The sequence below is a fragment of the Sphingomonas sp. BK481 genome, assembly GCF_014194875.1.
In the GTDB taxonomy this organism is placed as follows: domain Bacteria; phylum Pseudomonadota; class Alphaproteobacteria; order Sphingomonadales; family Sphingomonadaceae; genus Sphingomonas; species Sphingomonas aerolata.
Window position 1 is genome coordinate 104,724 of sequence record NZ_JACIAP010000005.1, and the last position, 12,422, is coordinate 117,145.

A 12,422-nucleotide genomic window follows, 5' to 3' on the forward strand; every position below is an offset into this window, starting at 1 on the left:
CGCGTCAGGCTCGGCGCCCAACGGGCCGGGTCATCATGTAGATCCCGACGAGCAGCAGGTCGGGGACCCACAGGAAACCGCCGCGCATGTAGAAATCGGTATTCTGGCCAGTCCAGAGCCAGTTGAACTTGCCGTTGGCGAGCCACAGGCCGTCAAAGCCTTCGATCAGCGCCCCCTGAAGCAGCAGGATCGCGAGCATCCGGGGCTCGCCGCGCCGGACCGCGAGCCACAGGCCGAATAGCAGGAACAGCCCGTAAGCGAGGTTGCGCGTGCCGATCCACCGCGCGGGCAGGATCGCGCCGAACAGCGCCGGCCCCGTCCCCCAGTCCGGAAACGGCCGGAACGCCGCCATCCAGAAGCCGGTGCTGTCGAACCACCACCAATAGGCGAACAGCAGCTTCATCCCGGCATAGGCGAGCGTGACGACATAGCAGACGATCACGAAATGGCGGTCGATCCAGCGGCCTGCCGCGCTTGGCCGTGGCGGGATCGGCGCTGTCGGCGTCGCGCGGGCGGGGCTGCCCGACTGGCCGGCGAACACCCATGCCGCCGCGAGCAGCGCGACCACCCAGCCGACACTGACGAGCATCGCGCCGCTCGATGCCGGCGGTGCCCAGCCCACCGCCTGCCCGCGGATCAGCCAGACGGCATCGATCGTCTCGATCAGCGCCGCCTCGCAGGCAAAATAGGCCGGCAGACGATAGAAGAAGGCGAGCCCGGCCAGCGTGCTTTCATAGAGATCGACGTCGAGATGCACGAAGCTGAAGCGCAGCGCGTCGAGCCCGGTGGCCGAGGCGGGAAACGCGCCGGGATGAAACCGGACCATGTCGAGATCGGCAAGCCGCGCGCGTACCCGCGGCAGGCTGGCCTCGAACTGACCCCGCTGCAGGACTTCGCGTTCGTCCGCGCCGGGTTCGGGAAGCCCGGCAAAGCTGTCGAACAGATGCAGCGCCCGCCCCGGCGCCGCGGCGGCGATCAGCGACGCGGACGTCCCTTCGAACACGCCGAACTCGGCCAGATCGCCATCGAGCGCGGCCTGCGCATGCGCGATGCCGTACAGTGTGAACGACTCGTTCGCGGTCAGCAGCGATTCGCGACCGCGCTTGCTCCGGCGGATCAGCGCGAGCGTGTCGCCGCGCTTGGGCCCCCGCAGCGACAACGACTCGATCGCCGAGGCGAGCCCGATCGCGGCGCGGCGGAGCAGCCGGCTGCGCCCGACGATGCGCTGGACCTGAGGGTGCTTCATCCACATCGGCCGGTCTCCTCCACAGGACAAAAGGCGAGCGCCGCGTCGGCGGCGATGCCGTCGGGCAGGCGCAGGTCGCGCCATGTCCAGCGCGTGCCGCCGAACTGGAGCGTGCCAGCGCTGGCGGACAGGGCGAATGGCGACTGGGCGCGGACCGACAGGCCGAACCCCGTGCCCTTCACCAGCGCCTCGTGGCGGGTCCAGCGGCGCGTCACCTCGGAATCGGGGAGTGCGTGATCGCGGCACAGGAACGGCGCGCGGTCAGGCCCGTGGCATTCGATATCGATGCCGAGCTCGGTGTCACGGGCGAGCGCGGTCAGCGCGATCGCACCGCTCCGGCTGGTGTTGAAGTAGAGCGGCGCCGATCCGCGCGACCGGATGCTCGGCTTGCCGCGCGCGCCCGACACGATCTCGACCGCGTCGGCGGACGCGCCGAGCGCGCGCGCCAGCAGGCCGCGCAATTCGAGCCGCGCGCGGCTGGCGCGGGCGGTGTGCGTATCGGTCGCGCCGGTGTCGGGCGGCGGGGCGGCGGGCAGATCGTACAGCCACAGGTCGATGAAACCGCGCTCCGGCATGACGCAGGTCGCGGCCGCCCAGTCCGCGACGATCGCGCCGTCGCTGACCGCGACGCGCGCATGCCGGGGCGTGGACAGGGCGGACGACGGCGTCGTCACCGGGCTGCACCGACAGGCGCGCGGACAGCCGCCTGCTCCTGCGACCAGCGGGAATAGAGCGTGAGCACCGTGACGAGCAGGATCGCGACGGCGACGCCGGCGATGGCCTGCGGCACGATCGCGGGCACGGTGAACAGCGAGGCCACCGCGATCAGCGGCATCAGGACGATCACCGCCCAGTGGCTCGCCCCCGGCAACCGGCTGCGGAACGGCCGGGCGAGCTCCGGGCGACAGCGGCGCAGACGCTCGACCGCGCCGACATAGGCGGCATAGATCAGGCAGATGATCGCCGACCCGACCAGCCCGACGACGAGATACAGGTCGAACGCCGCGATCAGCAGCGCGGCGACCAGGCCGAGGCTGCCCAGCACGAGCACGGCACCGACCGGCGCGCCCGTATCGACCTGTACCCGCGCGACGAACCGCGGCAGCGATCCCTCGCGCGCGAGCGCCTGGAGCAGTTGCGCGCCGCCCATGATGCCGGCGTTGAACGTCGAGACGATCGCGCCGAGTCCGACCAGCACGGCGAGCGCAATGCCGGGGCTGCCCAGCAGCGCGGTGAACAGCGGCACCTGCGGTGTCGCGCTCGTGGCGATCAGGCCGTGCGGCAGCCTTGTACCGAGCGCGGCGACGAACAGACCATAGGTGACGAGCAGCGTCCCGATCGCGACGAGCATCGCGATCGGGACCCGTCGCGCATAGGCCTGCCGCGACAGGCCGACCGGGGTGACCCATTCGAAGCCGGTATAGATGAAGATCGCGAGCGCGATCGCCGCGGGCAGCCCTGCCCAGCCCGCGGGCGCGGCTGTGGTCGACAGGTCGCGCATCGGCGTGATGCCCGGTGCCGGCAGGAACCAGAGCGCGGCCGTGGCGGTGACAAGCAGCACCGCCATCGTCCCGAACGCGGTGAGGATCTGCAGGCGACGTGGCAGGTCGAGCCCGCGCAGGTTCGTCAGCACGACGACGGTCATCAGGACGACGATCGACACCGTCGATGGCACGGCGGGCAGCGCGGCCTGCACCACCATCGCAAAGCCGTAGCTCTCGACCCCCGCGATCATCACGACGAACAGCAGATAGGCGTGGACCAGCACCAGGGCCGCGACCGGTCCGAACGCCGCGCGGAAATAGGTGATCACCGCAGGCGAGGAGGGCCACATGCTCGCCAGCTCGCCGATCGCCGCGCCGATCACCGTGCAGATCACGCCGGCGATCAGCAGCGCGACCAGCGCCGGCCCGGTGCCGGTCACCGCGAACAGCCCCGAGACCATCGCGAACGCCGAATTGCTGAGCGCCATCCCCGCGCCGACCGCGACATAGAACAGCCACTCGCCGCGAAAGGACAGGCCGGTCGCCATCACAGCCCCCAGATGACCATGGCGAGCGCCTCGAGCTTCACCTTGTCGCGCGCGTCCGAATAGACTTCGAGCTGTCCGTCGATCACTGCCGAGGACGGATTGTAGCGGCCCGCGAAGATCTCGATCAGCGTCCGCTCCTCGCCGCTCAGCGTCACGAACGGGGTGTCGCCGGTGCCCTCGGTTCCGTCGCGGATATCGGTGACGCGGGTGCCGGTCACCGTCAGCACGACGCTGCGCGCGGTGTCGGTCGCGTCGACGAGCAGGCGGCGGTTCCAGCCCGCCGTCAGCTTCGCCGCACGGACATTGGCGTTGAAGCGGTCGCGGAAATCGCCGAGCCAGTGATCGAGCGTTTCATGGGGAATGGCAGGCTGCGTGGCGGCGGCAAATGTCATCGCGATATATCCTCAGGCCCAGGGTTGCGGCGTGCCGAGCAACTGATTGCCCATGATCACCTTCAGCGTGTCGTCGGAGGGGCCCATCAGCGAGCCGGCGCGCGCGTCGCGGTAACACCGCTCGACGAGGTGCCCGCGCTTGTAGCCACTGCCCCCGCAGACCTGCAGCGCGGTATGCGCGACATCGACCGCCATCTCGCTGGCGATGATCTTCAGTTCGGCCAGCTCGACGAAATAGGGATCGTCGGGATTGTCGCGGATGATCTCGTCGAGCAGCCCGGCGGTGTTGAACTCGTTGAACAGGACCACCGCATTGTCCGACATCTGCGCGACCCGCAGCACGGTCGCGCGCGCCTGGTCGATCCGGCAGCGCATCTCGGCGGCATAGCGCTGCACCGTCTCGACGGTGGCGAGCGAGCGTTGCGTATCCGAATGCACGCGCCCCTTAACATGCGCGATCGCGCCGTCGAACGCGGCCGAGGCAAGGCCCAGATAACAGCTCGCGAGGCCGACCAGGTAGATCGGCAGCGCATAGGCCATCATGAACGAAAAGCCCGTGGTCTCGCCGCCGAGCCGGGCGATCGGCGGGACGTGCACCTGGTTGAAGTGCAGCGGGCGGCTGCCATTGCCGCGCAGCCCCATGCCGTCCCAGGCGCCCTTGGGCTCGATCCCGGTCGCATCGCCATCGACCCAGAACATGCTGAGATCGGTCGCTCCGGCATCGGCATTGCCGCGTGTCGGGACGAGGTAGAAATCGGCATGCCCCGCCGAGGTGCAGAACGACTTGAAGGAGTCGAGGATGAAGCCGTGGCCGTTCTTGCGCGCATGGCTGTCCATGTGCCAGATCCGGTTGCCCGATCCCGGTTCGCTCATCGCGAACGCGCCGAGAAGCTCACCGCGGACGATCGGGGCGATGAACCGCTCGACCTGTTCGGCATCGGCGAGCGCGCACAGCATCGGCAGCGTCGACTGGTGCATCGTGTAGATCATCGCGGTCGACACGCAGCCCTTGGCGAGCGCCTCGGTCACCAGCGCGGCGGTGACGATGTCCCCGCCGCCGCCACCCATCTCGGTCGGGATCATCAGCGCGAGCAGCCCCGATCGCTTGAGCGCGTCGATATTGGCGCTGGGGAAGACCCCGCCGTGATCGATCTCGGCCGCATTGGGGCGCAGCACCTCGCGCGCCAGCGTCTCCGCCTTGCGACACCAGCGTCCCTGCTCCCGCGTGAGCGCGATGCCGTCAAGATTGAGGGCGTTGGGCATATTTTTCCCCTTGGTCATGAAGGTGATGCGCGCGGCGGGCGCGCCAGTCGGCGGGCTCGAGCGGGCGGCCGAAACTGGTCGGCGCGGCGATCCGGAAGCCGTGCCGCGCGCCCCAGCCGCGCAGGGCGCGAAGATAGTCGAGCGGTACGCCAAGCCCGATCGGCGCGGCGTCGAACCGGCCTTCGAGCGCAAGGATCATCGGTTCGCACATGCACGCGAACGCGACCCCGGGTGCGAGGCCGAAGCGGACGCCCAGATCGGGCGCGCCGGGCACCGCGACCAATCCGCCGTCTAGCACCAGCAGATCGTGCCGCGCGGTCGCGGTCGCGCGGCCGATGTTGCGCGGCTGCGAGACGTCGCACAGGATCGCGTTCGGACGGAACAGTTCTGGTGCCAGGATCAGGTCCGGACTGGAGGTCGCGGTAAAGACGACGTCGCAGGCGGCGAGCGCGGCATGGTCCGCGGCAAGCTCGACATCGCCCGCGAGGATCAACCAGTTGGCAACCGCGGCCGCATCCGCCCCGGTCCTGTCGTGATAGGCGAGCGCGCGGCGTGCCAGGTCGCCGCTCACCCCGTCGCGCCCCGCGATCAGCGCCGCGGCGATCGCCGCCGCCGCCGACCGCAGCCGCGCCAGGCTGGCGCGCCGGTGCCCTGGATTGCCGACGAGGACGATCCGGCTGACGCGCTCGGCCATCAGATAGGCGAGACCGAGCCCGACCGACCCACCACCGCCGACGATCCCGACGACCGCCTTGTCCAGCGGACGGTCGAGCCGGTCGCACGCCGCCGCCATCGCATCGACCGCGGCGATCGCGGTATAGCTGTTGCCGGTCGTGACCGGCACCCCCGACCCGGCGAGGTCGCTGCCGCCGCCGCACGCGATCGAGCAATAGCCGCCCAGCCCGACCACACCCGCGCCGGCGGTCCGCGCGAGCTCGGCCGCCGCGCGGATCGCCGCGAGCCCGCCGGCGCGGTCGCAAGCCAGCGCCTGCGCGGTCCAGGGGACGAGGATTATCGTACCGCACGCGGTGCGATCGCGCCCCTCGACCGACAGCGTGTTCGCGACGAACGGCGCGATCACGCCGCCGAGCCGGTCGGTCAATTCGGTCAGCTGCGGCACGGAAAAGCGCGCGAGCGTGTCGTCGATCGCGGCAAAGCCCGCGGCGTCGAGCGGATGCGCGAGGAAAGCCCAGGGTCGCGCGTCGTGCTTCGCGACGACGATCGACGGCGCCGACGGACGCGGCGGCGTCCGCGTCTGACCGATGGCGGATGCGGACAGCGGCGCGTCGAGCAGGTGGTTGACGAGCGCTCCGCCATCCCCCGCCGCGAGCAGCCGTGCGACCTGCCCCACCGCGGCGACGATCAGCTCCGCCTCGGCCTCGGTCAGCGTCAGCGGCGGCTCGATCCGGACGACCTCGCTGCCGAGCAGCGTCGGTGCGACGCGGACGTGACAGACGTTGAGGAGATAGCTCGCGACGAGCGGCGCGAGCATGGCCTGTTCGGCGAGGATATCGAGCAGGCCGTGAGCGGCGGGCGCGGCGCGGCCCGCGGGCAGCTGCAGCCCGAGGAGATAGCCACGCCCGCGAACGCCCAGCCGGGCCGCCGGATAGCGATCCGCCACGCCGCGCAGCCCCGCCTCAAGCCGGGCGCCCCGCTCGGCCACCATATCGACGAGACGCCCGCCATCGGCCGTCAGCCGGGCGAGCGCGGCAAGACCGACCCGGCAGGCGAGCCCGTTGCCGGCAAAGGTCGAGCTGTGCTTGCCCGCAAATGCCGCGCTGTGGCAGCCCGACGCATAGAGGACCGCGCCGATCGGGAGCACCCCGCCGCCGAGCGCCTTGGCGATGAGCAGGATGTCGGGCGCGACACGTTCGACGTCGCAGGCGAACATGGCGCCGGTGCGCCCGAGCCCGGTCTGGATCTCGTCGACGATCAGCAGCACGCCGTGCGCCCGGCACAGGCTGGCCGCGGCGGCGAGATATCCGCGTGGCGGCTCGACGATGCCCGCCTCACCCTGGATCGGCTCGACGATGAACCCGGCATAGCGCGTGCCGGTCTCCACGAGCACGCGCTCGAGCGCGGCGATGTCGCCGAACGGCACATAATCGACGTCGAGGACGGGTGCGCCGAACGGCGCCTGGAACGTGTCGCGGCCGGTCACCGACAGCGCGCCCAAGGTCTTGCCGTGGAACCCGTTGGTGGTCGACAGAAAGCCCGGGCGTCCGGTCGCCGCGCGCGCGATCTTCAGGCCGATCTCAGTCGCCTCGGCGCCGCTGTTCGCAAAGCAGACGTGGCGCAGCCCGGGTGGCGCGATCGCCAGCAGCGCGTCGGCCAGGGCTCCGGCGGCGTCATTCATCGACGGCTGGACGAGGCTCGGCGCGGCGGCGGTGCGCGCCGCGTCGAGCGCCTGCCATATCTCGGGTGGATTATGCCCGAACGGGAGCGCGCCGAACCCTGCAATCGCGTCGAGGATGCGCGTGCCGTCGTCCCATGTCAGCCAAGCGCCGGCACCGCTCGTGAACGGCCGGTCGAGCCGGAAGCGGCGCAGCAATGCCCCGATCTCGGGATTGACCAGCGTTTCCCAGGGATGACGCCCGGCCGTGGTTCCGGGCGGCGCGGCGCGTTCGGCGGCGATCTCGGCGATGCTCCATCCGCGCAGGAGCCGTTCGAGCGGCAGGTCGATCGTCATCTCCTGCTCGATCGCGGCGCGCAGGTCGGCAAGCTCAAGCGACCCGAGACCGAGCTGGTGCAACGGGCGCTCGGCCGCGACGACCAGCGCATCGGTATCGCCCTCGACCGCAAAGGCCACGACATTGCCGGGGCGGACCGCGGCGTGCGCCGCCTCGACGGTCGCCTCGATATCGTGCGGCACGTGATTGGTCCCGGCGATGATGATCAGGTCCTTGAGCCGTCCCGTGACGACGAGCTCGCCTTGATCAAGAAACCCCGTGTCGCCGGTGCGCAGCCAGCGCGTCCCGGGCTCGCCCGCGATCTGCGCGCCGAACACCGCTTCGCTCTCCGCCGCGCGGCCCCAATATCCGCCGGCGACGCTCGGGCCCCTCACCCAGATCTCGCCGGTGGATCCGAAGGACTGTCGCTCCCGAGTCTCCGGGTTCACGAGCGCGATGTGGTGGCCGGCCGCCGCTGTGCCGCAGGCGGCATAGGCCAGCGTGGGCGACGCTTCTCCGTCCGCGGCGGGCGCGCCGACCATCCGCGGCCCCCGTCCGGCGCGGGTGCCGCTGACGAACACGACGCTTTCGGCCAATCCGTAGAAGGGGCGCAGTGCCGCGGCGTCGAAGCCGACCGGCGCGAAGGCGGCGGCGAACCGGTCGACCGTCGCGCGTCGGACAGGCTCGGCACCGCTGACGGCGACCCGCCAGTGCCGCAGGTCCAGCCCGTCGCGCTCACCCGCGGCAATGTGACGATGACACAACTCATAGGCGAAATTGGGTGCGCCGCTCCAGACGCCGCGGTGCCGGGTCAGCGCGCGCAACCAGCGCACCGGCCGGTTGAGGAACGTCTGCGGGGCCATGAGCACGAGCGGATGGCCGCCATACAATGCGAACAGGATGCCGCCCGCCAGCCCCATGTCGTGGAAATGCGGTAGCCAGGTCACGCCCGGCGCACCCGCCGGCAAGTCCATCGCCGCGCCGATCGCCGCGAGGTTTGCGAGTGCCTGTGCGTGCGTGATCATCACGCCCTTGGGCATTCCCGTCGATCCCGACGTATATTGCAGATAGGCGATGTCGTCCGGCGACGGCAGGTCGCGCTGCCCCGGCGCGGGAAACGGCGGTCCGGGTCCGGCGGACACCGGGGGCAGCGCGTCACTGGCGATCCATGTGACCCCCTCGCGAGACGCCGCCGCGGGCAGCGCCGCGACGCGATCGCTGGTCGTCAGCGCCATCCGGGGCGTACAATCCGCGATCACCGCGGCGGTCGCGGCATAGGCCAGCGCGCCGATCGTCCCGCCGCGTGGGCACGGCACCGGAACCGCAGTCATGCCGGCAAAGCCCGTCGCGAAGAAGCCGATGATGAAGTCGAGCCCGGGGGGATAATAGAGCAGGACGCGGTCGCCGCGCCGGCCGTGCGCGAGCAGGTGCGAGGCGAGCGCGCGCGCGCGTGTTTCGAGCGCGGCGAGGTCGAGGATATCCTCGCTGCCGTCCTCGCGTTCGAACCGGTACCCAGCGCCGGCCGCACCGCCCGGGGACGCCCTGGCGATGAGCAGCTCGACGAGGGTCGAGGCGCCGGTCACTGGCCTGCACCATGCGCGACCGGCTCGCCCGAGATCGTTTCGCGCAGGACGGCGCGACGCGTCTCGGCGATCTGATCGCGGACCCAGTGCACCGCGGGCGCGAGCACGTCGCGCGCCGGTCGCGGGCGATAGCCGAGCTCGGCGCGGGCCTTGTCCGACACGACGAACCAGTAGCGGCTGAGATAGTCGAGCAGGACCGGCTCGATCGGCGGCGCCCGCCGGACCAGGCGGCACGCGACCACCGCGCTTCGCAGCAGCGCGAACGGCACGACGACCACGGGCCGGCGGACCGCGGCGATATCAAGCATCAGCCGGACGATCTGTTCGATCGTCAGATTGTCGCCGCCCAGGATATAGCGTTCGCCGGCACCGCCCCGCGCGAGTGCGGCGACGATACCTGCCGCGACATCGTCGACATGGACGACCGAGCTGCCGCCCCTCACCGCCAGCGCGGGCCAGCCGCTGAGCACGTCGCGGATGCTGCCCGCGGTGATCCAGTCCTGATCGTCGGCGCCATAGGTTTCCGCCGGACTGACGATCACGGTCTCGAGCGTGCCGCCATTGTGGCGGAGGACCGCCTGTTCCGCCGCATGCTTGGCGACCGCATAGTCGAGCCCGGACTGGCCGAGCGTGAACCGGCTGCGCTCGTCGAGCGCGACGGGTTTGCGGGTGCCGTCGATCGCGGCGGTCGAGGAGACATAGACGAGCCGCCGGACACTGGTGTCGTCGAGTGCGGCGAGCAGTCTGAGAGTCCCCTGGTGGATGACGTCATGGACCGCCGGGCCGGTGATCTGGTCCCAGCCGCTCAGCCCGGCGAGATGAATGCAGGCATCACAGCCCTTGACCGCGCGGGCCAGGCTGAACGCATCGAAGAGGTCGCCGCGCACCTGCTCGACCGCGAGTCCGCCGAGCCGGCCGATCCGACGGTCGGAGCGGACGAGGCAGCGAACGTGGTATCCGCTGTCGAGCAGCCGTCGCACGGTGCGGGCGCCGATGAAGCCGGTACTTCCCATGACCAGAACCCTCACCGCGACCTCCTTCAGAGAAGATCCCACAATATCGGGTTTGCAGAATGTCACATCGCGATGCTGGTCCGTAATGGAGCGCGAGCGTATCAAGCTGCTCCATTATGAATGATCGTCAGGCGACGATCGACTTCGCGGCATAATGGGCGAGCGCCATGACCGTCATCTGCAGATTTACCTTGATCGGCGACGGAATGATGCTGGCGTCGGCGATCCACAACTTGTCGATCCCGTGGACGCGCATGTCGAGATCGACCACGCCCTGCGCCGGATCGGGATGGAGCACATTGCCACCCTGCAGATGCGCGGTCGTGATCTTGAGATACTGGAGCGGGCCGACCGCGCCGAAATAGGCGTCGAGCTCGGCGGGCGAATTGGCCCAGGTCGCATCGAACCGCGTCGAACAGACGCGGCGTGCGCCGGCGGCGAACATCGCCTGCCCCGCCGCCTTCATCCCCAGCGTCAGGCGATACCAGTCGTCATCGTCGAGCGCATAGGAGATGGTGTAGCCGCTCGACGAGAGATCGGCGTTGATGCTGCCATAGGCGTTCGCGCCGATCACCGGGACCGCCACCGCGACGTCGTTGTAGCGATCGAGCAGCCCCATGAAATCGGGCCCCCATTGCGGGGCCTCCATCCCGAGCGATGACGGCGGTCCGAAGGCGGTCTCGATCACCATGCGCTCGCGCGGCATTTCGATCGCATAGCCGACCTGGATCCCGCGGGCGCCATATTGGCGCGTTGCGAACTCGCCGAACACCGGGGTTCCCATATTGCCCGAGAACCGCTTGCCGACGGTCCGCACCCCGGGCAGCGCGCCCGAAAAGCCGCTGCGCCGCAGGATCTTGGTCGAGGCAAAGGCACCCGCGGCGAGAACGATCCGATCGGCTTCGACCTGAAAGGCGGTGCCTGTGGCATCGCGCGCATAGGCACCGCGGCACCGCTGCGCGCCCGGTTCGCCGTCGAGCATCAGACCCGTGACATGCGCGTCCGGGACCAGCAGCGCACCCGCCGCCATGAGTCTCGGCAAGGTCGTCTCGTTCATCGACTGTTTGGCACCGAACCGGCATCCGGCATTGCACCGCCCGCACCCGATACAGTTGAGGATGTTGCACTTCACGGTGGTCGCGGTCTGGCCGATCGCGGCAAATCCGTCCTTCAGCGTCTGCGCCATCGGCGGCATCACCACCGGGTTGACGGGTCGGACGTTGAGCAGGTCGAGCATCGCGTCGTAGCTGGCATCGAGCCGGGCCCAATCGAGCGTCACGCCAAAACGCTCCCAGCGCTTGACGACCACGTCGTTCCACCAGACGCCCTCGGGCTTCCAGGCGACCGAATTGTTGAGCAGCGTCCCGCCGCCGACCACGCGTCCCTGGACGAAGGTCGTCTTCTCGTCCGCAGACAAAGTGAAGCCGCCGTTCATGTACAGGGACGCGGCGGATTCCATCAGCTTGTCCGGCAGCGCGTCATTGGGCACTAGTGGCCCGGTCTCGAGGATCACGATCCGCGCCGACGGATCGGCCTGCTGGATGAAATAGGCGGCGGTGGCGCCCCCTGCCCCCGACCCGATGACGAGATAGGTCGTCGAACCGGCCGGTTTGCGCGCGACCTCCGCCAGCGTCCGCCGGCGCTGCATCAACAGCGTCGAGGCGGGCGTACGCTGCGGGTCGGCGAGATCCGGCCCGCTTGGCGGGGTCCAGCTGCGTTGCTGGAAGCGCTGATAGTCCAGGCCATTCCAGGTGCGGTCGAGGTCGAGATAGGCACCGCTCAGCAACGTCTTGACCGCGCCGATGACGATGATGCTCTTGATCAGCTGGTCTTCCTCGGCCGCGGCCTGCTCCCCGAGCCGCACGAATAGCGTGTCGACGACACGCGCCCGGCCCGCCGCGGATCGAAAGCAGAAGACGATCCGCCAGACTTGGCTCCAGACCGGCAGGAACAGGCCGAGCAGCAGACGCGCAAGCGGCGAATAGGGCAGTTTTCGCGGAACCCAGAGCGGCATGACGAGCACGCTGAGCGCCGCCTGGACGAAGACCGCGCGCGTCATCATTTTCAACAGCCGGTTGAGCTCGCGCACCACCGCGCGACCGTCGGGATCGAGCAGGACATTGCCGGGATTGCGACCGATCAGCGCGACCGCGAACCGCTCGAGAAAGCCGCGGTTCGCACGCCAATACAGCCAGAGCACCGCCGCGATCACACGCTCGACCAC

At 69.9% G+C, this 12,422-nt stretch carries 8 protein-coding genes; all 8 read right to left on the reverse strand.

Annotated elements, in window-relative coordinates:
* Positions 1-4: 4 nt before the first annotated feature.
* The 8 genes from FHY04_RS11665 to FHY04_RS11700 all read right to left on the reverse strand — a co-directional run bounded on the left by FHY04_RS11665 (position 5) and on the right by FHY04_RS11700 (position 12,422).
* The gene (locus tag FHY04_RS11665; protein ID WP_183936521.1) at positions 5-1,252 is read right to left on the reverse strand and encodes a TylF/MycF/NovP-related O-methyltransferase; all 1,248 of its coding nucleotides are present in this window, start codon (positions 1,250-1,252) and stop codon (positions 5-7) included.
* On the reverse strand, positions 1,243-1,920 hold the full coding sequence (locus FHY04_RS11670; RefSeq protein ID WP_183936522.1) for a 4'-phosphopantetheinyl transferase superfamily protein: 678 nt from the start codon (positions 1,918-1,920) through the stop codon (positions 1,243-1,245). Before FHY04_RS11670 ends, FHY04_RS11665 begins: the two co-directional genes overlap by 10 nt.
* Complete coding sequence (locus FHY04_RS11675; RefSeq protein ID WP_183936523.1) at positions 1,917-3,278, reverse strand: APC family permease; 1,362 nt, start codon at positions 3,276-3,278, stop codon at positions 1,917-1,919. The genes FHY04_RS11670 and FHY04_RS11675 overlap by 4 nt, the downstream gene beginning before the upstream one ends.
* Positions 3,278-3,670, reverse strand: coding sequence for an SCP2 sterol-binding domain-containing protein (locus FHY04_RS11680; RefSeq protein ID WP_183936524.1), 393 nt, complete (start codon positions 3,668-3,670; stop codon positions 3,278-3,280). Before FHY04_RS11680 ends, FHY04_RS11675 begins: the two co-directional genes overlap by 1 nt.
* A 12-nt stretch (positions 3,671-3,682) precedes the next feature.
* A complete protein-coding gene (locus FHY04_RS11685; protein ID WP_159510546.1) occupies positions 3,683-4,933 on the reverse strand; it encodes an acyl-CoA dehydrogenase family protein in 1,251 nt (416 codons plus the stop codon).
* On the reverse strand, positions 4,911-9,185 hold the full coding sequence (locus FHY04_RS11690) for an aminotransferase class III-fold pyridoxal phosphate-dependent enzyme (RefSeq protein ID WP_183936525.1): 4,275 nt from the start codon (positions 9,183-9,185) through the stop codon (positions 4,911-4,913). Before FHY04_RS11690 ends, FHY04_RS11685 begins: the two co-directional genes overlap by 23 nt.
* A complete protein-coding gene (locus FHY04_RS11695; RefSeq protein ID WP_183936526.1) occupies positions 9,182-10,213 on the reverse strand; it encodes an NAD-dependent epimerase/dehydratase family protein in 1,032 nt (343 codons plus the stop codon). The genes FHY04_RS11690 and FHY04_RS11695 overlap by 4 nt, the downstream gene beginning before the upstream one ends.
* Positions 10,214-10,325: 112 nt before the next feature.
* Positions 10,326-12,422, reverse strand: a complete 2,097-nt coding sequence (locus tag FHY04_RS11700) for a GMC family oxidoreductase N-terminal domain-containing protein (protein WP_183936527.1) — start codon at positions 12,420-12,422, stop codon at positions 10,326-10,328.